This window comes from Acinetobacter sp. YH12236 (assembly GCF_013417645.1).
Classification (GTDB): Bacteria; Pseudomonadota; Gammaproteobacteria; order Pseudomonadales; family Moraxellaceae; genus Acinetobacter.
The window spans coordinates 62,607-86,197 of record NZ_VPDM01000010.1; the positions used below are offsets into that span (position 1 = coordinate 62,607).

The following is a 23,591-nucleotide window of genomic DNA, read 5'->3' on the forward strand; positions in this document are numbered from 1 at the left end:
GTCTTTTCATTTAATTTTCAATATATACGTACAAGTTTTAAGCAAATCTTTGAATTGTTTCAGATCTTGGTCTGAGAATTCCCTGCCTGAATAAATTGATTTTTCAAATAGTCTAATTGCTTCAAAGAATACAGTCTGATCTTTGTCCTGAACTTGCTGAGATAGCCTTAACATCCACTGATGAAAAGTTTCCGCAGACTGTTTTCTCAAATCTTTTTTTAAAGACTGATTAAACTGCTGAATAGAATGTTCAAAAGGTGACTGTAACTGCCGATTTTTAAAATAGATTTTTAAAATATAAAGCAGTACGAGTATGCCAATACCAGATATTAAAATAATTACGCTGGAATAGACTGAACTTAGGCCCAGTTTCGCTAACCAGCCCTGCTGTGATTCGGCATTATAGCCTACGACCTTACTTTGCCATTGGTAACTTGCATAATCACTCCAGACTCTTAGTTTGGTCAGCCATATATTACGGTGTGATGTCCAGCCAGAATTACTTGCCCATACTCGCTCATCTTGCGAGATTAAATTTTGCATCCCATCATCAATACGTTGCGGGGCTACCATTGCGGTAGGATCAAAACGCTGCCATCTTTGGTCAATCCAGACTTCTGTCCAGGCATGAGCATCCAACTGACGAACTTCCCAACTTTTCCCATCGGGCGCCAATTGTCCGCCTTGATAACCTGTGACCACACGTGCCGGAATTCCCACATATCGCATCAGCATCACAAAACTGGAAGCATAGTGCTCACAAAAACCCTGCCGGGATTTAAACAGAAATTCATCAATCCGGTTTTTGCCGAGTACACCTGGTTTCAGGGTATATACAAAATGATTTTGCTGGTACCAGTTCAAGACTGTTCGGATATAACGTCGCGGATCCTCCCCACTTTGTAGATATAAACGCTGTGCCAGCTGTTGTGCCTGAGTATCCAAATGGACTTGAGTCTGGGTATTCAGTCGCTGAACAAATTGTTCTGGTAGAGCACTTTCAGCATTGTGATTACCCAGCCATTGCAAATGGATCGGTTCTACTCGTTGGGTTAAACGCCTTGGTACGATACTCCAGTCCTGACGGTTATAATAACGGCGTTCCAAAGGCATCGATTTTTCCAGGCCCATCACCCAGAACACAGAAGGATCAGCAGCCAGATATTGGTAATTCCACCCTGATGTGGATACTGGAACAACTTCTCCAGGCTGACGGATTAAAGGCTGCTGATTAATAAAGCTACTGGTCCAGCGCTGTCCATCATATTCATCTAGCACCAATGCCCGCCAATACAACTCTGAACGTGGCGGCAGTTTACTCACATCACCAATAATCCTGAAAGCTAGAGCATTAGATTGAGATAATTCAGCAATATCGCCCGGTGACATACTGTCACCGATTCCGGTTATACCTTTATTTTCTGGAATTGGGATATGCCAAAGCGGTGGCAAACGCGGAAAGAAAATAAATAACAAAATAAAAAACGGCAAAGCATAAAGCACAAATCTGCCGACATATTTGGCATCTTGCTGTAAGGCTATACGTGGTGATTGCTGACTCTGCTGAAACTCACTGGTCTGAATCCGGTATAAGCCAATTAGACAGCTTAATAAGCATAGAATAATCACAACAGCCATGCCAAAAGATTGGCTATATAGAAATGAACTGGCCGCAACAAAAAGCGCAAAATTAAACAGAATAATCAGATCCCGCCGGTTTTTCGTTTCCAGTGATTTGGCAAATAAAAAAGTGGAAAGAACTGCAACACCTGCCTCCACTCCAATAAAACTTTGGTGGCTAAGATAAATACTACCTAATGCTAAGGCCGTGAGAAGAAAAGTTCCTATTTTAGGAAATGGCTTTTGCCGTTTAAGAAAAATCCAGATACACAGTAAGCTAATGACAAAGATAATGCTGAGCAGCACCGGGATGAAAGCTACTTGGGCAAGGATGATCAAGCCTAGGGTCAAGACGATCGAAATTCGGATTTTTCCATCAATCATAGATTCACCCGTTATGCCTGAGCCAATAATTGTTTGGCCTTACGTAACTGTTCTTCACCTGCTCCCTGCGGCAATTCTGCCTGAGGTAAATGCAGTGCATATGCACATTGCTGCTGCTCACATTGCTCAATCAGTCCCATCATCAAGCCCAGTTTCTCCTCATGCGACTGGCTAGGCATGTGTTCATAATGAATCTCAAAGCTATGTTCATCCTGATACTGTTCAAAGACTTTGACATACAAGCCTTGCCCACGTGCAAACTGTTTCCAGGAAACCGCCTGCAATGAGTCTCCAGATTGATAATTTCGTAATTCACGGAACTCATCCATATCCGGTTCAAAGCTATTCTGATAAATCTTGTTTTCCGAAGTATTGTTTTGAGCTTTAGGTGCCACCCAAGCAAACTGATGATGATAAAGATAGGTCCAGGCTCGTACCAGGCCAAAGGGATAAACCGAATAGATCTGAATCACCGGATACTCAAATTTACCGCGACGTTCAGCATAAAATGGCAGCACCCAATGCTGTTTCTGTTCACTCAGATAAACTTTCTCCAGCTGATTGCCGGCCTTAATATACAGATAACGCGGCCGGGCTGTCGCTTGCTGAAAATAAAAATATAGATTAAGCGCATGACCCACCTGCCCAACGTCTTCAGCAACCATTTCGATATCCAGATCATGCAACTGTTTAAAGGTCAGATAGAAGCTAACACATAGCACTGCACTAATCAGAAAACAGAAGCCTAAGATCAGGTTATTGGCATAGTTCACGCCAGCAATAAAGGTGATAAAAATCAAAACCAGATACAGATAACCCTGCTGATAAATAAAGACCAGTACATCCTTTTGAGAAAGTCGTTTTTGCTGTGAAAATTGAAAGCGTTTCGCCAGCCAGTTTTGCCAGGTTTTATCCAAGAGCGGACTCCTTTAACTGACTGCGACCTGTTGCATCACATTTAATGTTTCTGCATCGCTCAGCCCCAGACGATGGGCGGTGACTGCCACAAAAACGGCTTGTACATCGTCCGGAGTTACAAAGCTACGTTGCTGAATAATGGCATTCGCCTGTGCTGCACGTTTAAGCGCCAGCAAACCTCGTGTTGATAAGCCTTGGCGTTTCTTACGGGTTTCTTCTGCTAGATCCAGCATATATTCCTGAACTGCTTCACTGATAAAAATCTGCTGGGTCAACTGCTGTAATTCCAGCACTTCATTTTCAGTAAATACATGTGCCAAGCTAGCGATCAAGGCAAAACGGGATTCTTGCTGTAATAACAGTTTTTCAGCATGACGGGATGGGTAACCCAAAGACAGGCGCATTAAAAAACGGTCAAGTTGGGATTCAGGCAAGACATACGTGCCACTTTGAAATAACGGGTTCTGGGTCGCGATTACCCAAAATGGCTTAGGCAATGCATAACGTATCCCATCCACAGTGGCATAGCCTTCCTCCATCGCTTCTAGCAAGGCACTCTGAGTTTTGGGACTGGAACGGTTAATTTCATCTGCCAGCAAAATCTGGGTAAAAATAGGCCCCTGTTTAAACTCGAACTGATGTTCTTTCTGGTTAAACATATTGATACCGATCACATCACTGGCCAGCATGTCATTGGTAAACTGAATCCGCTGAAATTTTAGTCCTGTAAGATAGGCTAGGCTGCTTGCCAATGTTGTCTTGCCCAAACCGGGTAAATCTTCAAATAATACGTGTCCGCCTGCAATAAGACAGCATAGGGCTAATCTGGTCTGTGCATGTTTATCCAGAACAATCGCATTAATTTCTTGGAAAAATTTTTGAATCTTGGGGGCATAATCAGCCAGCTTCTGTTCAAGCTCATCATTGTTGTGCGCAATATCCAGCTTTTCTTTTTGTTTCATGCCCCAGATCACAATATTTTCCCTAATAAAACATGCTGTAGGATTAACATACACTGTTTTTTAAAATTCCCCAAAGATCAGTCATCTGCCGACTTTATTTCTGCAGAATAAATTGGGAATTTTAGAAATTTTATATGATTAAATTTCCTATAAGAACCAATTGAAACTTTAAGATTAAAGTTTAGAAAAATTGCATTTTCCTTGGCATATTTATTAGAGAAAACAGGTTATTAAAAACCTTTGAGATCTGAACTTATACCTAAAAGGTAAAGACTTTTAAAAATTTAAATTCCCAATGTCAAAATAGATCATAATTTTGTTTTATCTTGTTTGAATCCTAAAATTTGCCCGTAAAAAAGCGCCCCGAAAGGCGCTCATTTTATTCATCTATTAGCATGGACACTTCTTCATATCTCCACCGGCAGATGGATAACGCGAATCTACACAGTGACGATAAAATGTTTTAGGGTCCATCGCTTCCAGATCAGGATGGTGCTTTTTCATATGCGCCAGATAGGTCTGATAATCCGGCACACCCACCATCAGGCGGAAACTCTGCTGTAAACGCTGCCACAACGTCGCAATCCGTGACCAGTTTTTCGGGTTCAGGATCAGGTCTTTTTGTGACATCACGGTCATCTTGATGATTTTATAGATAACCGCTTTTCCACCTTTAGCAAACTTCAAGTTCATGCGCTGCTCCTCAATGTCCTTTTGCAGGCTGAATTTCTTCAGGATCGCGATATACTGCTTCGGCTTCATTTACGGTTGGTACCGGGCTCGCCAGGGCACGACGGATCACGCCAATCGCAGCAAATAGCATTACAAACGCTACGATCATGAAGAAGCCACAAAGTGCTGCGTTGATCTGGTTCGACATTGCGACAGTCTGCATTTCAGCCAAAGTTTTCGCTGGTGCCAGAATTTCATTATTCGCAATTGCCGTATTAAAACGCTCTGCCTGTGCCAAGAAACCGATCTTTGGATTTTCATGGAAAATCTTTTGCCAACCGGCTGTCATTGAAGTAATAAACAGGAATACGGTTGGAACAATGGTTACCCACACATATTTCTCTTTCTTCATCTTGAACAGGATGACTGTACCCAGAATCAATGCCATTGCAGCCAGAATCTGGTTACCAATACCGAACAGTGGCCACAAGCTGTTAATACCGCCTAATGGATCAACAACGCCCTGATAAACGAAGAAACCCCAGCCAGCAACAGCAACGGCTGTACCCAGCATATTACCGAAGAAGTTATGAGATTGTTTTACCGCAGGAATCACGATACCAACTGTATCCTGAACCATGAAGCGACATGCACGAGTACCCGCATCTACCGCTGTCAAAATGAATAAAGCTTCAAACAGAATTGCAAAGTGATACCAGAAGGCCATCATTTCACGGCTGTTAAAGATTTCGGTAATGATATGCGCCATACCAATCGCGAAAGTTGGTGCACCACCCGTACGTGACAGAATCGAGTTCTCACCTACTTCCTGAGCCAAGAGAGTCAGCGCTTCAGGCGTTACCACAAAACCAAGATTACGTACTGCTTCAGCTGCAGTATCTACGGTTGTACCTAGTAGTGCTGCTGGTGAGTTAATCGCGAAGTACACACCTGGATCAAGAATCGCGGCACAGATCAAAGCCATGATCGCTACAAAGGATTCCATTAACATACCGCCATAACCGATTATCCGGATATCGCGTTCGTTGTTGACCAGTTTCGGTGTCGTCCCTGAAGAAACCAGTGCGTGGAAACCGGAAATCGCACCGCAGGCAATGGTAATAAACAGGAATGGGAACATTGAACCAGCGAATACTGGGCCTGTACCATCGACAAATTTGGTAATCGCTGGCAATTTCATTTCCGGCATCGCGAACAGAATACCAATCGCCAGACCGGCAATCACACCAATTTTCAGGAAGGTAGATAAATAGTCACGTGGAGCAAGTAATAACCAGACGGGCAATACTGATGCAATAAAACCATAAATGATCAGTGCCCAAGTCAGTTCAGTACCAGTTAAAGTGAACAACTGTCCCCAGTATGGATGCTGTGCAACGTTTTCACCATAGATAATGCCAAGCATCATCAATACGAAACCAATGATCGAAACTTCTGCAATTTTACCCGGACGGATAAATCGCATGTAGATCCCCATGAAGATGGCGATCGGAATCGTAGCGGCAATACTGAATACACCCCATGGACTGTTGGTCAGCGCTTTAACAACCACTAGTGCCAATACTGCAAGGATGATGATCATCACACCTAGCGCACCAAGCATCACGATAATACCAGCAAAGGTACCCAGTTCCTGTTTTGCCATTTCACCCAGTGAACGACCGTCACGACGGGTAGAAATAAACAGTACCAGGAAGTCCTGTACCGCACCTGCCAGTACCACACCGACCAGTAGCCAGATCGTGCCTGGCAGATAACCCATCTGCGCTGCAAGGATAGGACCGACTAAAGGACCCGCACCGGCAATCGCGGCAAAATGGTGACCGAATAACACGCTTTTATTGGTCGGCACATAATCCAGACCATCACCCAGACGATGTGCGGGTGTTAAACGGCGTGCGTTCAGTTCAAAAACTTTATTGGCAATAAATAAACTGTAGAAACGGTAAGCGATGCTGTACACACAGGCTGCGGCCAGTACCAGCCAGACTGCATTCACATGCTCACCACGACTGAGTGCAAGTATCCCGAAGGAGACTGCCCCGACTATGGCTACCAGGAGCCAGATGATTTTCGAAGTCATGGTTGACTTCTGTTGTAAAGTTTCCATTCAATCCCTCATTTTGTGAAGCATATAAATCAGCGTGATTTTTTTATTCGAGGTACTGCTGTTTTCCCTTGCGACTTTACGCTTGTTCCTTTCAAATTCCTCTAAGACTTTGGCATAAAAAAAGGGGATGATTTTAGTCATCCCCTTTGATAATAGTCTATTTTCCGACCATTATGCACGTTCTAAATAGTCACCAGTACGGGTGTCTACGCGAACGCTTTCTTCTTGCTGAACGAATAATGGAACACGTACTACTGCACCTGTTTCAAGTTTCGCTGGTTTACCGCCACCGCCAGAAGTATCGCCACGAACGCCTGGATCAGTTTCAACGATTTTTAATACTACGAAGTTTGGTGGGCTTACTGTTAAAGGTACGCCATTCCATAACATGATAGTACATTTTTCATTTGAATCGTCTTTTAACCATTTTGCAGCATCGCCCATTGCTGTTTTATCAGCAGCGATCTGTTCAAAGGTTACAGGATCCATGAAGTTCCACATTTCGCCATCGTTGTACAAGTATTCCATTTCCACTTCTACGATGTCTGCAGCTTCTAGAGAATCACCAGATTTAAAAGTTTTTTCCAAAACTTTACCACTGCGAAGGTTACGTAATTTAACGCGGTTGAACGCCTGGCCTTTACCTGGTTTAACGTATTCGTTTTCCATGATTGAACATGGGTTACCATCAAGCATAACCTTCAGGCCAGACTTGAAATCGTTCGTAGAATAATAGGCCATGATTGGCTCACTCCAAACTTACTAACTTTAAGCTATTGATGCTATGGGCTGTTGCAATGTCATTTAGCAAGTCTGACACGAACATGAGTTGCCACATGCACATTCATTTAATGTTGCGTATTCTAAATGAGCAATACACCAAGTCGCAACGAAAAAATCGGTTTTAACTTGCTGACACTGCTTAACTTAGCATCAGCTATTCCAATACTGATGCACAACCAGTCTTCCAAACACATAAAAGTCTCTATGCTTTTGCATACCATAGCAAACTGATCGTGTTTAGAGAAATTTTAGCCAGCTTTCACATTCCCATCTGTAGACAAACTGCTAAACTGCGCACTTCTGGCTATCGCCTTCATCTTTTTTTGATCTTCCGGCATGACACAGTATTTATATCAAGAAGCAAATTGGCAATCGCAACTGAGCGACCTGATCACCGATCCACAGGAATTACTGCAAATTCTACAGCTTTCTCCAGATCAGCTGTTATCTGGTGCTCTGCTGGCCTCTCAAGCCTTTAAACTACGTGTGCCGCGAGCTTTTGTTTCCAGAATGCAGCCAGGCAATCCTTTAGATCCACTTTTATTACAAGTGTTACCGCATCATCTGGAACTGGAAGACCATCCGGGATTTGTCACCGATCCCCTAGGTGAAGAACAGGCCAACCAGCAGCCTGGTGTTCTACATAAATATAAGTCACGTTTTCTACTGACCTTGACCGGTGCCTGTGCAGTCCACTGTCGTTACTGTTTCCGACGCCATTTCCCCTATCAGGAAAACCTGCCTAAAAATGAGGACTGGATCAATATCAAACAATATCTGGAAAGCCAGCCAGATATTAATGAAGTAATTCTAAGCGGCGGCGATCCACTGACCTTATCTAACCGAAAATTAAAAACCTGGATTGAACGACTAGAATCGGTACCACATCTCAAATTTTTAAGAATACATTCACGAGTTCCTATTGTGATCCCAAACCGGATCGACGAAGAGCTACTAAGCATGTTAAAAAACAGTAGGCTACGTATTATTCTAGTGGTACACTCGAACCATGCATCAGAGCTGGATGACCTGACCTGTAAGCAGCTTAATCAGCTGGTTCAGCATCAGATCACGGTACTCAATCAAGCAGTTTTATTAAAAGGGGTTAATGATTCTGCTCAAGTTTTGATTGATTTAAGCTATCGCTTGTTTGATGCTGGCGTGATGCCCTATTATTTACATGTACTTGATAAAGTAAAAGGTGCGCATCATTTTGATTTACCTGCTGAGCACATCAATGAGATTTATACAGAAGTTTTAGCGAACCTACCGGGGTATCTGGTTCCTAAACTAGTTCGAGAAATAGCGGGCGAGAAGAATAAGACACCGCTTTTTGGGGTTTCAACATTTTTGAGTTAAATAATAAAGATGAGTAAGCATACTGCAGACATTTTTCAGACAACGGCTGAACTCACCATAGAACAGCTAAGTTTTTGTCCCACAAATGCCAAAGCATTGCAGGAATGGGTCGCAGGAATTTCAATCCTGCAATTGGGGAATTCATCCAAGTCTCTGTTCAGTGCTTTACTGGAAATTTCCGAACTGAAATGTGCGGAAACCTTGCGTTTTGACCTGATTCAGGTATTGCACCCTACCCTTGAAAATGTTTTGGCCAGTCTTGAGAAACATTTCGTCAATCAGGGTCTGATCACGACAGATCGCAATGACCAGATTATTGAGCTGGCTATGCTGTTACGCAGCTATTTTGCCAAAATCTATATAGATATTGCCAAACGCTGTAATCATCAGCTGAATCATCAAAAGTTTTCACTATTTTCCTTGGGCAAAAAGAAAAGCCTGCAAAGTGCCCGGATGGTGTCTATTTACTATGGCCTGCAACAGTTAAGTCTCCTGCTCTATCAACAGCATATGCTGTATAGCACACCTGGCGCCGGTCAGTGGTTGGCAGCACATCAGTTGCTGGAATGTGCGATGGAAAATAATTTCTATCAGACCAACATCAATCAGGTTCTTGGCACCCAGCACGAAATCCAGAATATTACCCAAGCCTATGCACGACTGATTTTGCTGGATATTTTCAATACTCATCAGATCCGCCCAGCTGAGATTCAGGGATTATATTTATGCAGTGCGGACTGGGCGAAACTGGTTCAGATTCTGCCAAAAGAAACCACACTGTCACGTTATGTGGTTGATGCCAGCAAAGATCATCCGCCTTTACTGAATTCTCATCAGGGTCAGCATTTCCAGCCAAGTTTCTATATTTCGACACAAAACCTGATGGAACACCTGACCGGCACTCAAAGCAAAAATGCCCAGTATCTGTCACGTAATGAAAAGCTGTTCCTGACACCTGCCCTGCATTTTCATATCTATAACCTGCTTTCGAATAATGTCGAACGCCGTCATGAACGTTATGAATATTCCGCACAGATCAATATCTGCTTTGGCTTAACGGTGGCGCATTTTTATCTGTCTAAGGGTAAAAACTTTAATGAAACGCTGGAACTGGAAGGTAATTATGGTTTCCAGAGCGAAAGCAGTTTTGTCAGCTCAATGCATAATGCCGTTCCAAGCGGATTCAGCAGTATCAAGGCGCTCGATCGCGAAGCCAAACAGATTCATACCGCTGAAGTTCTCGATATCAGTGTCAATGGTTACCGGATTAAATGGTCAGGTATCACGCCTGCCAATCTGAAAACTGGTGAATTTATTCTGGTTCAGGAAAAATCTCAAAGCCAGTGGCGTGGCGGAGTCATTCGCTGGATCAAACAGTCAGCAGATAAAAGTCTGGAAATTGGTCTGGAAATTCTCGCACAGGAACTGTTCCCTTGCGCAGTCTATGCCCGTACCGACAAACATAGTATCAATTATCAGCCAGCTATTCTGGTACAGATGACCCAACTCGATCAGGTCTCAACCAGTATTATTGTCTCTGGCTCACAAATGTTTAGGGAAAAACAGACCATTCATTTACGTCTTGGCCAAAAAGAACTCAGAATCTACCTGACCAAGGCACAGCTCATTACACAAAGTTTTATCCGTTTTGACTATGAATTATTAAATGATCAAGAAGAAGATGTCATCGAAAACTTTATACATAAGCAATTGAATGAAACTAGAAATCACGATTTATGGGAAGCATTGAAGTGAGAAATCCATTATTGTCTAAAAAGTTAAAACGTACTGAAACACGTTTACTGATCATTGATGATAATCAAATTAGATATAACCAAATCCGTGATCTCTTAACCAGTAATGAATATCAGGTCGACGCCGTTCTGCTTGATGATCTGCAATCTTTTGAAAAACAGTTAAACTTTAACTGGGACCTGATTATTTTTGGTCGTGCTTATGATCTGAAATATGAACAGGCCTTAAGTCTGGTTCAACTTTCGCAGCAACCTGATCTTCCTATTCTTTTGTTAAAGCCGGAAGATTATCAGGCTGAACAATATGCCCAATATATCCGTAAAGGCATTTTTGACATTCTGAATCTGGATTATCCAGACCGCTTCTTCCTGAATCTGGTGCGTGCCCTTTCCTTTAGCCGTACCATGCAAGCCCAGCGCCATTTAATGGAAGAACTGGAAACTGCACAAAGCCAGGCACAATCACTGGTAGAAGATAGTAACCGTGCAGTCGCAACCATTCAGGAAGGCATCCATATTCAGGCCAATGCCGATTATCTCAAATTGTTTGGACTCAAAAGCGAGGACGATATTATCGGTCTGCCACTTTTAGACCTATTACAGCCGCAAGATTTAAATGATTTTAAATCCCGCTTTAAAAAGATTTCTCAGGGTCAGTTTGATTTAGGCCGTTTTGATATTACTTCTTCGAATCCAAATGTGGCTGCTGCCAACCCGCTAAAACTGGAATTTCTGGCATCTAGCGCTGAAGAAGATGCACTTCAAATCACGATTGATACAGCGACTAATCAGGCGAGTGCCTCTTCTGAAAAAGTTGCAAACAAGCCAAATACCTTACAGTCACTTAAGCGTGAACTCAATCGTGAACCGGCCAAAGCCAATGCATTGATCACGTTCTCCTTTGCTGCGTATGAGCCGCAAGTCCTGAATGGTGATTGGGCGACCTACATAGGTTATTTCCATGAAGTTAAGAAATTTCTAAAAGAGCAGGTTCGTATTCCACTCTTTAAACTGGAACATGATGTTCTGGTGGGGATCATTCAGGCAGATGCGCAAGACATTCTGGAATCCAAACTTGTTGGGTTAGGTTCATTGACCAAACCACAGCTTATTACAGTGAATCAGCAAACTTATCCGCTCAATCTACGCATCGGTTATACCCTGCTTGACGGTGAGTTGCGTGATGAAAGCCATTGTAATGAATTAGTCGGTCGGGCCTTCTCTACTCCTTTACCACAAGCACAAAAAACGTCTGAATTTGTTCTGGATATTCCTGCAACGACTCAGGAATCGATTTCAATGCCGAGCATTGACTTCACGGTTTCAGAACCCGTTATTCCAGCGTCTGAGTCCATACCGGTCAGTCCGGCAGTCAGCACTGTACCACTCACAACCTCTCCAGTATTAAAAGCACTGCGTGAATGTCTGGAACGTGGTGAAATTCATCTGAAATATCAACAGCTCTATGATAAAGAAGATACCAACCTCTATATGTATGAGGTGACTAGTGGCTTTATCTTTGAAAATAAATGGCAGGATATTTCTTCCTTGATGGAACTTAATGAAGATGATGAATTGTCTATTAAACTGGATCGTTGGATTCTGGTTGAATCAAGCAAGCAGTTGCACAACTTTATTACCCAGTATCCGGATGCCCGTTTAATCGTGAACCTGAACCGTGCGGTGCTATTTAAAGACCGTACTTTCCCTGAATTTATTTCCAAACTGATTACCATTATTCGCAGTAAAGTCGAGCATCCTTTAACTTTACAGTTCTCTGAAGAGGATATCCTGATGAACCAGCAGGATGCGCAGAAATATCTACGTACTTTACGTGAACATGGCGCGCGGATTGCGATTCGTAACTTTGGTCACTCTATGTATAGTGAAACCCTGCTACGTGAGTTCGATATTAATGGTCTGAGCCTGGATAGCAAACTGACCAAGATGCTGAACAATGATGCTGAAATTGAACAGTTACAGGAAAAAATCACCACGTACAATGAAATCAAACCAGTGAATATCATGATTCGTGAACTGAATGACATGACCTTATTTGCGAATGCCTGGAACGTCGATGCCCGCTTTATTCAGGGTGATTATTTTCAGAAAAAACTGGATCATCTGATTGATGTACAAGACCACTAAGGTCTTGTACTCGCCTTTCAATCTAGAAACGTGAAATGATTTTCTAAATTGCAGGCACAAAAAAACGGGCATAAAGCCCGTTTTTTCATTTTGGGTATTAACGTTTAACAGAACGTGACATACCAGCAAAACGTTGTTTGAACTTGTCGATACGGCCGCCAGTGTCAACGTTCTTTTGCTTACCAGTGTAGAATGGGTGGCAAGCTGAGCATACGTCTAGGTAAAGAGTTTCTTTACCAACAGCTGAACGAGTTTCGATTACGTTACCACATGAACAAGTAGCAACTAGTTTTTCGTATTTTGGGTGAATATCGGCGCGCATCGTCGATTACTCCATTAAGATGAAAGAAGGTTTTGCTGTCATCGCAATTGATCACTCTCAAATATTGAGGAAGGGCCAGAAACAGGATTCAGGCAGATCAACACCACAACAGACCATTCTTTTGGCCCACCGAGACGGATACCGTCAGAGCTAAGCACAACAAGTTGGGCAGTATTATACGGCAAACAAAAGCAATAAGCGAATTATTCTTCTGTATGTACCGCCTGTTTGGCCCAGAGATTCGCAATCACACCGCAGGCCATAAGCTGGATTTGATGGAAAATCATAATCGGTAAAACTATCATACCAAGTGGCTGACCAATAAACAGAATCTGTGCCATCGGTACACCACTGGCCAGCGTTTTTTTAGAACCACAGAAGAACACCGTTTTTTGGTCGGCACGATTAAAGCCTAACCAGCGTGGAATAAATAGCGACAATAGCATTACGATGGTCAATAAAACCGAACATGCCAGCAGCAGCAAGAGCAAAGTACTTAAGCTGACTTCACGCCAAAGTCCAGCCACCACCGCACTGCTAAATGCCCCATAAACCACCATCAGAATTGAGCCCTGATCGAATACCTTGACGATCTTCGGCATTTTTTGCATTTTTGGGAAGATCCAGGGACGTAGTAACTGACCTAAAATAAAAGGCACCAATAACAGCAGTGTAATCTGCAGGATCGATACCGTCGGATCGAAACCGTGCTGGGATTGTCCAAGAATAAAGAATGCCACCAGCATCGGGGTAATGAACATCCCGATAATATTGGAAAATGAAGCACTACAGATCGCACCAGCAATATTTCCTTGAGCCACTGAGGTAAAGGCGATCGAAGACTGTACGGTTGATGGCAAGAAGCACATAAACAGGAATCCCCAATATAATTCCTGCCCCAGCATTGGCAATAATATTGGCTTTGCCAGCAAACCTAGAATTGGAAAGAGTGCAAAGGTCAACGCAAAGACCAAAGTGTGTAATTTCCAGTGCATCAAGCCTTCAATTACGGCTTCACGCGAAAGCTTGGCACCATGTAGGAAAAACAGGATCGCGATGGCTGCTGTGGTGATCCAGCTAAAGACTTCAGCTGCCTGCCCTGACACTGGCAATACACTGGCCAGTAACACCATAACAAAGAGCAAGATCGTAAAGCGGTCCAATGCCAGCAGTTTAAGCATCTGATGTCCTTCCCTCAAAATTTTATTATTCGATAAAAAATACCCGGCTATCTTAACAGATGCCGGGTCCATGTTATGCATTCAGATTGATGTAATATTTTCATCCATACATGAATACATTTCACATATATCGCTTTATAACACTTAGTTATTACGTGCGTTGTTGTCTTGCTGGATTAGCTCGATTTTATAGCCGTCTGGATCTTCCACAAATGCAATGACAGTGACACCGCCTTTCATTGGGCCAGCTTCACGAACGACATTGCCACCACGTGCTTTGATTTCTTCACAAGCTTTATAAGCATCATCTACCGCAATCGCAATATGACCGTAGCCATTGCCTAGGTCATAGCTTTCTGTATCCCAGTTATGGGTCAGTTCAAGCACAGTGTGATTTTCCTCATCGCCATAACCCACAAAAGCCAAGGTAAAACGACCTTCTTCATAATCACGCTTACGAAGTAAAGTCATACCAAGAACTTCAGTATAGAACTTGAGTGATTGTTCCAGATTGCCTACACGTAACATGGTATGCAGCATGCGCATATTAATCATCCTTATTTACAGATTGTTTTTGGTGTTCACCGAGCAATTTTGCCACCCAAACGACCAGAATCAGGATTGGAATCCCGATTAAAGTGGTCATCAGGAAGAAATTCGGATAACCGATATTGGTCACTATAGTACCCGAATATCCACCTAAAATCTTAGGAGTCAAGGTCATGAGTGAGCTAAAAATAGCATACTGAACAGCGGTAAAGGACACACTGGTCAGACTGGACAGGAAGGCAATAAAAGCAGCGCCTGCGAGACCTGCGGCCAGATTATCGACAATAATTGCAAAATATAGCCACCATGAACTATACGGTTTAATCACTTTACCTTGAATTTCAACATTCTCGCCTGTTCCAATTGTAATCGGCTGAATATCAATATCCATCGGATTGGCCTGAGTCTGCGACAAGTCCACAGCATATGAATGCTGCTGGGTCACTATTGGCTGCTCCTGCTGCATTAAGCTTGCATTGATTCGCTTCACAGGTGCAGTAATCAGTTTCTCGGCAGGAATAGCAGCACTAAAGACACGCTCTTCATCCAGCTTGGCATCGAATTTATCGCCATTCAGCTCTAATACAATTTTTTGCTCTGCAGTTAAATCCGGCCCTAGATACTGACCGCGAACCACGATGCTATTCTCCTGCTCATTGGCACTGATCAGGTTATCTGTGGTAACAGGCAGAAGCTGTAATTGTGCTGCTTGCGAAGCATTCTGTTGCAGATAAGGCAGGTTGACTTGTACTGCATCTGCCGGATGATTCAGATAATGTGCACGAACCTGAATCTGTTCGGCCTCTTTAAAAGCAGTAGTGGGTACATTCAGTTTCCAGTAACCGACTTCATCTGTATCTGCTCGAAAGGTTTGCTGACCTACCTGTACTTCGACCTGCCCCAGCTTTTCACCAGACTTTACTAAGCCAATAAAAATCAGATTGGTTGAACAGGCCAAAATCGCGCCTACAAACATCAGTTTCATGATGTTCATTTTCTGAGCCAGCAAGCCACCTAAAAAACCGCCAAGCAGGGAGAAAATTACCCCATACACTTTCACAGCTTCAGCAATCTGCTCCTTGCTAAAATTTAAATCCTGATAGAACACATTGGAAATCACACCGGCAATAATATCGGAGACCCGATAGAAACCGATCAGCAATAACAACACCAAAGCCAGCTTTAAGCCATAACGATCAAAGAAATCTGCTACGGGATTCACCCAGGTCTCGAATGCCATCTGTTTATTCACAGCACCCATTTTGACCAGAATCGTACCCACACCGAAAGCGACAGCACCTGAACCGATAAAGCGTAAAGCCTCAAAACAGAACAAGGCAAAAGTATCCTGAATCGTCCATTGTTCAGTGATACTCGATACCAAGTCACCGGAATAGACATAACTCAGAACAAAGCTGATAACTGCCACAAAAAACACGCCGACGAGACGGAAATAATCACTGCGCTGATAATCTTTACGTACTCGATCCACTTGAGGCTCACGGATGACCAATGTGGTGATAATCCCAACCAGCATAACCGCCGCCATCGCCAGATAAGTCCATTTCCAGGCATCATAGATATAGTTGCCTTTGGCTGTACCTAAATATGCCGCCAGAAACAGAGCTCCAGCGCCAGCCACAATCATCCCGATCCGGTAACCCGCATTATAGGTCGATGCCAGGACGGTCTGCATCTGGGTTTCGGCCAGCTCAATACGGTAAGCGTCAATGACAATATCCTGCGTTGCCGCCGAAAACCCAAGCAAGACTGCACCCAATGACATCTGCTGTAAATGTGCCTGCCCCAATGCCGGATCTGAAAAAGCCATAATTGAAATTGCAGTCACGATTAGAATCTGGGCAATCAGCAGCCAGGCGCGCCGGCGACCCAAAGCTTTGGTCAGAAACGGGACAGGTAATTCATCGATCAGTGGCGCCCAGACGAACTTGAATGAATAGCCCAGTGCAGCCCAGCTGAAAAAAGTCACCGCACTTTTACTGATTCCGGCTTCACCAAGCCATAAAGACAAACTGGAAAAGATCAAAAGAATCGGGACACCAGCTGAAAATCCGAGAAACAGCATGATCAGGGCACGTCGATCCAGAAATGCTGTAAATGCGGATTTCCAACCCGTCGTTTGTGTTGTCATTGCCTTGTTATTTTCCACGAAAACCAATTGCTGCTATTCAATCCTTTAATAACGTATCTTTCAACAAAATTTATATATTTCTCGCATGCCCGATTTTTTATTTTGTGGCAAAACTGACATGTTGGCTTGAATTTTTCAAGTAAATCTGTATACCTTAAACCTTATCCACGTCATATTTCGTTTTGGACTTTCAACAGTGACTCAGAGACTCGATCAAATTCATTCTTCAATTTCAAGTAATACAACTATATCTCAACAAAACATCAGCTCCGACCTACTTATCTCAGCCTTTGAACAAAGCGAAATTACACCAACCCTTGAAAAGACATGCCTGAAACCGGTACAACTGACGCGTATTGCCGATCCGGATAAAATCCCGGCATCGACCAAACGAATCAAGCCTTTAAATAATTTTTTAGGCCAGGATCGTGCCCGTGCTTCGGTTGAAGCCGGTATTGCCCTGCCATATTCAGGCTATAACATTTTTGCGGTGGGTACAGCAGGACTCGGCAAACGCACTATGGTGAAGCGTTTGCTACAGCAACATGCCAAAACCATGCAAACGCCTAATGACTGGGTTTATGTCAATAATTTTCAGAATCCTCGTCAGCCTATCGCACTGGAATTCCCAGCCGGTCAGGGACCCAAGTTTCAGACGATGCTGCATCAAAGCTGGCAATCCATTCTAAAACAGCTGGAGCGCCGTTTTACTGCGGAAAGCTATCATAACCGGATTGAAATGATTCGCCAGGAAACGGGTGATGAACAGCAACTCGCACTGATTGAACTGACCCGTGAAGGTGAAGAACTCGATCTGAAACTGATTTCCCGCAATGATGAGCATTGTTTTGTGCCAATTCATCTGAAAGATGACAAAGTACAGGAAATGTCTCAGGAAGATTTGAATGCTTTAAGCAATAAAGATCGTGCTGAAATCGCGTCAAACATGCGTTACATGGACAAGAAACTGGAACGCCTAGGCCTTCATTTAGGCGATCTGGAAGATGATGCGCGTGACCGTGTTCAAGTATTGAACCGTGATATCGCTAAACAGGTAGTGATGCCACGCGTTGAGCAGATGCTGACTAAATTCAAGCATGTCGAAGGTCTAGAACAATATCTGAAGCAATATGCTGAAGACATTATTAATAATGTCGAAATTGTATTAGAACAGGAAGAAGATGATTTTACCCCTGCCCAGTTTAGTCGCGTACCAGCGCGCTTCCAGGCCAATGTGATCGTCACCCATAAGCCAAATAGCGGCGCACCCGTTATCTTTGAAGACTTCCCGACGCATTACAATCTATTGGGTCATGTGGAACAGTTGACCCAAAATGGTACGATTACTACAGATTTCACCTTGATCCGTCCCGGCTCCTTGCATAATGCCAATGGCGGTTTCCTGATGCTTGAAGCTGAACAACTATTGGAACAGCCTTATGCATGGCAAGGTCTGAAACGTGCCTTGAAATCTGGGCATCTCAAGCTTTCATCTTTAGAGCATATGCTGACTCTCACCGGTAGCATTTCCATTGAACCAGCTTCTATTCCGCCGAATATCAAAGTGGTGCTGCTGGCAGAGCCAGAAATTTATTATGAAATTCTGGAACTTGAACCAGAACTAGGCAGTATCTTTAAAATCCGTGCTGATTTTACCGATACCTTGCAACGTAATGATGAAAATGAGCAAGCCTATATGCAGCTCATTGCTGACTATGTGCAATCAGATAAATTATTACCATTTGACCGTTCTGCATTATCTGCCCTGCTGACCGACTCAAGCCGTCAGGCTGAAGATCAGAGTTCCCTGTCACTACATGCATTAACGCTGGGCGACCTGATTCGTGAAGCGCATCATCATGCATTCGAAGCGGGTGATAAGATGGTGTCAGAAAAGCATATCAATACCGCACTGGATCATCGTAAATATCGCTTAGGCTATTTACGTGAGCTATTCTGGCAAGATCTGACCCGTGGCACTCAACTGATTGAAACTCGCGGTCATCGTCTAGGCCAAATCAATGCGCTGTCTGTGATTCATTATGCAGATGTTGAATTTGGTCTACCTTCACGCTTAACTGCTTCTGTATATCAAGGTGGCGGTGATATTCTGGATATCGAACGTAGTGTAGAACTTGGCGGTTCTTTGCATGCTAAGGGCGTGCTATTGATGGCCTCCTTTCTAAAAGCCCATTTTGGTCGTGAACAGACCCTGCACTTCTCTGCCGCTTTAGCTTTCGAACAAAGCTATGGTCAGGTGGATGGTGACAGCGCGACAGTTGCTGAACTTTCAGCGCTGATTTCTGCGATTAGCCAGTTACCGATCGACCAGTCCTGGGCAATTACCGGTTCCATGAACCAACTCGGTCAGGTACAACCGATTGGTGGAGTCAATGCGAAGATTGAAGGTTTCTTCGATGCCTGTAAATTGCAAGGCCTGACAGGTAAACAAGGTGTGATTATTCCACGACAAAACATGCAGCATCTGATGTTACGTAAAGATGTCATTGCTGCAGTCGAAGATGGTCAGTTCCATATTCATGCCATTGATAATATCGCGCAGGCTTTAGAAATCCTGATGGCACGCCCGGTCGGGACTATGGACAAGAAAGGTCGTTATAGCAAAAACTCGATCTTTGCTGCTGTGATGGAACAACTCGAATACTGGCAAGCCATTGAAGATGGTGCCGAGTTTGAGGAAGAACCTAAGAAAAAGAAAAAAAAGAAAAAAAAGAAGAAAAAGAAAAAAGATAAGGCGCCTATAAAGGAAGTTCTGACCGATCCAGATACCTTAGCTGAGGCCTTGGTTGCTGAATCAAAAGAACTAGAAAAATCTGAGGGTCAGCAGGCAGAAGATTAATTCTGCCCCCTGCCTCACTATTCACCCATAAAAAAAGCGCTTCTCTCGGAAGCGCTTTTTCACATCTATCAGTTTAATCCAAAGATTAAGCTTCAGGTGCTGGGCTGTATTGTTCTACTAAAGGCTGTAACTCACCTTTTTGGAACATTTCTAGCATGATGTCACTACCACCGATCAATTCACCATTGATCCAAAGTTGTGGGAATGTCGGCCAGTTCGCAATTTGTGGCAGAGTTGCACGAATATCCGGGTTTTCCAGAATATTAACATAAGCAAATGGACGACCAATTTGACTGAGTGCTTCTACCGCACGTGCAGAAAAACCACATTGTGGAAATTGTGGTGTGCCTTTCATATAAAGAAGTACTGCGTGCTTGGCAATTTGGTCACGAATTAACGCTTCGGTATCGCGTGCTTGTTCAGTCATTGATAAATCCTCAACTAATCTGTCTCGCATTATACCCAAAACAGAGAAAAACAGTACGTCTAAAGTAATAAATCCATTTTTATTTACAATTACCCTTTAAATCTGACCAAGTTTTTGCTTATATAAGTTTTTCTTTCCACCTAACAGTAAAGAGTTAGTCATGAACAATATTACCCTCGCTCCGGTACAAACTGATCAACCTTCACATTTGATGCCAGTCTTTGGTCGTCAACCGATCAGCTTTGTCCGAGGACGAGGTGCATATCTTTATACCGAAGATGGTACAGAGTATTTAGATGCCTTAACTGGGATCGCTGTTTGCGGTTTGGGTCATGCTCATCCAGTGATTGCTGAAGCAATTGCGGAACAAGCTGCAACCCTGATTCATACCAGCAACCTGTTTGAAGTGCCTTGGCAAACTGCTGCTGCACAGAAACTGGCTGAAGTCGCTGGCATGGAAGAAGTTTTCTTCTCCAACAGTGGTGCAGAATCGAACGAAGGCGCTATCAAAATTGCGCGTAAATTCGGTCATATGCAAGGTATTGCGTCACCAAAAATTATTGTAGCTGACAAATCTTTCCATGGCCGTACGCTGGCAACCCTATCTGCAACGGGTAACAAAAAAGTTCAACAAGGCTTTGGTCCATTGGTTGAAGGTTTTATTCGTGTACCTTTTGGTGATATTGAAGCCATTGAAGAAGCTGCAATTAACCATCCGGATATCGTGGCTATTCTGGTTGAACCGATTCAGGGTGAAGGTGGTGTCAACACTGCACCGCAAGGCTTTAGCTACCTAGAAGAAATCCGTCAGATCTGTAATCAGCACAACTGGTTAATGATGCTGGATGAAGTACAAACAGGGAATGGCCGTACCGGTAAATATTTTGCTTATCAGCACACCAATATTGTGCCGGATGTACTGACCACAGCTAAAGGTCTGGGCAATGGCTTCCCGATTGGTGCCGTGATGACTCAAGGTCGTGGTGTCGGTGTTTTGACTGCGGGTAACCACGGTTCGACTTATAGCGGTACTGCATTGGGTTCACGCGTGGTTTATACCATTATCGATATTATGCAAAAAGAGAATATCGTGGCCAATGCCGCTGAAAAAGGTGCATATATTGTTGAGCAGTTACGTAACCAGCTTGCAGATCATCAAGTGACTGTACGCGGTTTCGGTCTGATGATCGGGATTGAGTTGCCTAAAGACTGCGGTGAGCTGGTGGATATTGCACGCGATGAATACAAAACCATTATCAACGTGACTGCAGGTAATGTCGTTCGTCTGTTGCCTACCCTGAACATTACTCAGGAACAGGCCGATCAACTGATCGAACGTTTAGTGAAAATGATCAAGGCTTATCTTGCTTAAGTCTATCTTGAACAACAAAAAAGCCGCTTTAAAGCGGCTTTTTTGTTTATAGGGAATTTATGATGCGACTTGTAACAAACGTCCACCAGAGATCTGGCTAAAATATTGTTTCAATGCCTCCAGACAGCGCAGGACTTTAGTCGGTTGCTGTTCTCGATTAGGCATAACTGCATAAAGGGTGACTGGCGGAAGTTTCCATTCAGGCAAGACTTCAATCAGTGAACCATTTAATAAATCTTTTTTAACATCAAGATATAAAATCTTAGCAACCCCATTGCCTTGCAGGCACATGGCTTTTGCAACCAGGCTGTTATTGGTACTAAAGCGTGAGCTCAGTTCAAATTCAACCTTTTCTGCACTATGCACATGCTGAAAACTGAAATTCTGATGATTTTTAATATGCGTTAAAGGCAAAACATCATGATGTTTCAGGTCTTCAGGACGCGAGATAATGGCGGTCTGGTTAATATAGCTTGGCGCAGCAACAAGAATCTGTTCAATCTGCATTAATGGCACAACCTGAAGGTTGTGATCATCATCGTTCTGGTCAAATCGCAGGGCAATATCAATACGCCCTTCCAACAAATCAACCTCATGATTGTTTGTTTCCAGGTGGACTGTCAGGCCACGGTGTGCGGACATCCAGTGAGAAAGTGCAGGAATCACATGATTCGCACATACTTCCGGTAAGGATACAATACGAAGTTCACCAACAAGATCATCACGTAACTCGTTAATGCGAACCTTTCCACGCTCAGCAGCAGACAACATTTCCTGGCAGCTGTGAAAAAAAGCTTGTCCCGCTTCGGTCAGACTTAATTTTCTCGTAGAACGATTTAGAAGTACAACTTCCATATCCTGTTCTAAAGAGCGAATTTGTTGACTCACGGCGCTGGTTGTAATCCCTAGCTCACGTGCAGCACCGCTAAACGAGTTCTTTTCCACAACACAAGCAAAGACACCCATTGCTCGAAGTTGATCTAACATAAATTCCCCTCTAAACTTATGAGATGCTTCATCTTTTGATAAAAGCAACTCATTGTATTATACGGTGAAATTTACGTTTTGCATTATTTATTTAATTATTTGGTAAAACTGCTGTTGGATTAATCGGTTTTCCGTCTAAGCGAACCTGAAACTCAAGCATAGTACGGGTTGTACCAGTCGCCCCCATCTCGGCAATTTTTTGACCAGCCGTTACATTTTGGCCACTTTTCACGCTTAATTTACTGTTATGCGCATAAGCGGTGATATAGCCATTAATATGTTTAACTAATACCAGATTACCATATTCCTTCAGGCCATCTGCTGCATATACCACCTGCCCATCTGCTGCAGCAAAGACCGGATCTCCGACATTACCGCCATAACGGGTACCTTTGATATTTGCAGCCAGATCATAGTTTTGTAATACTGGACCATTTGATGGCTTGACCCAACGTAATCCCGCTGCTGTCGATACTGGGGTAATCGGTGCAGAAGTAGTGGTGGCAGGTTTTGGCGTAGTCTTAACAGTCGTTGGAGCTGGAGTGGTTGGCGCTGAAATCGCAATCGTTTGACGCCGAATCGGGGCAGCTTGGGTAACAGGTTGAGTCGCTGTAGTACGGCGCGCAGTAGTGTTATTTTTCAGGCGAATCGACTGACCCACATAAATACGATACGGCGGAGCAATATCATTCATCTCTGCCACACTGATATAGCTCAGACCATAACGTGCTGCAATGCCACTCAAAGTATCCCCAGAGCGTACCGTATAGAAGTCAGGCGCTGCGGCATAGCGCGTCATATTATTGACCTGAGGTTTAGTGGCACAACCAGTAATAATCATTGTGGAAACAACCACAGTGGACAAAACCAGAGTTTTGATGAAGCTGGATGGTGAAGCATGAATGAAGTATTTCGGTGACACCAAGGACATTATCTTCCTCTCTAACATCTATACGGTTGCAAAAACCCAGTAAGATTAGCAAAGTTTTACTACAATATACTTGTAAGCT

The 23,591-nt window shown here is 43.5% G+C and carries 18 protein-coding genes; 5 read left to right on the forward strand and 13 right to left on the reverse strand.

All coding sequences use genetic code 11. The features are described 5' to 3' along the window. Positions 1 to 6 precede the first annotated feature (6 nt). The 6 genes from FTV14_RS06325 to efp form a co-directional block, all read right to left on the reverse strand. Complete coding sequence (locus tag FTV14_RS06325; RefSeq protein ID WP_180053569.1) at positions 7 to 2,004, reverse strand: DUF3488 and transglutaminase-like domain-containing protein; 1,998 nt, start codon at positions 2,002 to 2,004, stop codon at positions 7 to 9. Positions 2,005 to 2,015: 11 nt separating this feature from the next. Beyond that, entirely contained in the window at positions 2,016 to 2,921 is a 906-nt protein-coding gene (locus FTV14_RS06330; protein ID WP_180053570.1) for a DUF58 domain-containing protein, read from the reverse strand. A gap of 12 nt (positions 2,922 to 2,933) precedes the next feature. After that, positions 2,934 to 3,896 (reverse strand): AAA family ATPase, encoded by a 963-nt coding sequence (locus FTV14_RS06335; RefSeq protein WP_373688481.1) that lies wholly within the window; start codon positions 3,894 to 3,896, stop codon positions 2,934 to 2,936. Between the two features lie 378 nt (positions 3,897 to 4,274). Next, positions 4,275 to 4,577: a YbdD/YjiX family protein gene (locus FTV14_RS06340; RefSeq protein WP_004782606.1), complete on the reverse strand. Its 303-nt coding sequence runs from the start codon at positions 4,575 to 4,577 to the stop codon at positions 4,275 to 4,277. A 10-nt stretch (positions 4,578 to 4,587) separates the two neighbouring features. Then, the gene (locus FTV14_RS06345) at positions 4,588 to 6,687 is read right to left on the reverse strand and encodes a carbon starvation CstA family protein (protein WP_034702078.1); all 2,100 of its coding nucleotides are present in this window, start codon (positions 6,685 to 6,687) and stop codon (positions 4,588 to 4,590) included. A 171-nt stretch (positions 6,688 to 6,858) separates the two neighbouring features. Beyond that, entirely contained in the window at positions 6,859 to 7,428 is a 570-nt protein-coding gene (gene efp / locus FTV14_RS06350; protein WP_004782608.1) for an elongation factor P, read from the reverse strand. Positions 7,429 to 7,806: 378 nt separating this feature from the next. Here efp and epmB point away from each other — a divergent pair, with 378 nt between their 5' ends. The 3 genes from epmB to FTV14_RS06365 are packed head-to-tail and all read left to right on the forward strand — an operon-like array spanning position 7,807 to position 12,731. Then, positions 7,807 to 8,829, forward strand: coding sequence for an EF-P beta-lysylation protein EpmB (epmB, locus tag FTV14_RS06355; protein ID WP_004782609.1), 1,023 nt, complete (start codon positions 7,807 to 7,809; stop codon positions 8,827 to 8,829). Positions 8,830 to 8,838: 9 nt separating this feature from the next. Next, positions 8,839 to 10,584, forward strand: coding sequence for a GTPase (locus FTV14_RS06360; protein WP_179992265.1), 1,746 nt, complete (start codon positions 8,839 to 8,841; stop codon positions 10,582 to 10,584). Next, on the forward strand, positions 10,566 to 12,731 hold the full coding sequence (locus FTV14_RS06365) for an EAL domain-containing protein (RefSeq protein WP_004782613.1): 2,166 nt from the start codon (positions 10,566 to 10,568) through the stop codon (positions 12,729 to 12,731). The genes FTV14_RS06360 and FTV14_RS06365 overlap by 19 nt, the downstream gene beginning before the upstream one ends. A gap of 97 nt (positions 12,732 to 12,828) precedes the next feature. Here the strand turns inward: FTV14_RS06365 and rpmE are convergent, their stop codons facing one another. The 4 genes from rpmE to FTV14_RS06385 form a co-directional block, all read right to left on the reverse strand. Next, the gene (rpmE, locus tag FTV14_RS06370) at positions 12,829 to 13,053 is read right to left on the reverse strand and encodes a 50S ribosomal protein L31 (RefSeq protein WP_004782616.1); all 225 of its coding nucleotides are present in this window, start codon (positions 13,051 to 13,053) and stop codon (positions 12,829 to 12,831) included. Positions 13,054 to 13,256: 203 nt separating this feature from the next. Further along, positions 13,257 to 14,234, reverse strand: a complete 978-nt coding sequence (locus tag FTV14_RS06375) for a bile acid:sodium symporter family protein (RefSeq protein ID WP_180016683.1) — start codon at positions 14,232 to 14,234, stop codon at positions 13,257 to 13,259. Between the two features lie 144 nt (positions 14,235 to 14,378). Beyond that, complete coding sequence (gloA, locus tag FTV14_RS06380) at positions 14,379 to 14,780, reverse strand: lactoylglutathione lyase (protein ID WP_004782618.1); 402 nt, start codon at positions 14,778 to 14,780, stop codon at positions 14,379 to 14,381. 1 nt (position 14,781) lies between these two features. After that, positions 14,782 to 16,953 carry an MFS transporter gene (locus tag FTV14_RS06385; RefSeq protein ID WP_373688480.1) on the reverse strand — a complete coding sequence of 724 codons (2,172 nt, stop codon included), beginning with the start codon at positions 16,951 to 16,953 and terminating at the stop codon, positions 14,782 to 14,784. 178 nt (positions 16,954 to 17,131) lie between these two features. Here FTV14_RS06385 and FTV14_RS06390 point away from each other — a divergent pair, with 178 nt between their 5' ends. After that, positions 17,132 to 19,795, forward strand: coding sequence for an ATP-binding protein (locus FTV14_RS06390; RefSeq protein WP_180053573.1), 2,664 nt, complete (start codon positions 17,132 to 17,134; stop codon positions 19,793 to 19,795). Positions 19,796 to 19,880: 85 nt separating this feature from the next. Here FTV14_RS06390 and grxD read toward each other — a convergent pair whose 3' ends face one another. Then, entirely contained in the window at positions 19,881 to 20,222 is a 342-nt protein-coding gene (gene grxD / locus FTV14_RS06395) for a Grx4 family monothiol glutaredoxin (RefSeq protein WP_034702064.1), read from the reverse strand. Between the two features lie 160 nt (positions 20,223 to 20,382). Here grxD and FTV14_RS06400 point away from each other — a divergent pair, with 160 nt between their 5' ends. After that, on the forward strand, positions 20,383 to 21,594 hold the full coding sequence (locus tag FTV14_RS06400) for an aspartate aminotransferase family protein (RefSeq protein ID WP_034702061.1): 1,212 nt from the start codon (positions 20,383 to 20,385) through the stop codon (positions 21,592 to 21,594). A gap of 57 nt (positions 21,595 to 21,651) precedes the next feature. Here FTV14_RS06400 and FTV14_RS06405 read toward each other — a convergent pair whose 3' ends face one another. Both FTV14_RS06405 and FTV14_RS06410 read right to left on the reverse strand, forming a co-directional pair. Next, positions 21,652 to 22,581: a LysR family transcriptional regulator gene (locus tag FTV14_RS06405; RefSeq protein WP_034702058.1), complete on the reverse strand. Its 930-nt coding sequence runs from the start codon at positions 22,579 to 22,581 to the stop codon at positions 21,652 to 21,654. Between the two features lie 91 nt (positions 22,582 to 22,672). Further along, complete coding sequence (locus FTV14_RS06410) at positions 22,673 to 23,512, reverse strand: peptidoglycan DD-metalloendopeptidase family protein (RefSeq protein WP_180053574.1); 840 nt, start codon at positions 23,510 to 23,512, stop codon at positions 22,673 to 22,675. Positions 23,513 to 23,591 lie beyond the last annotated feature (79 nt).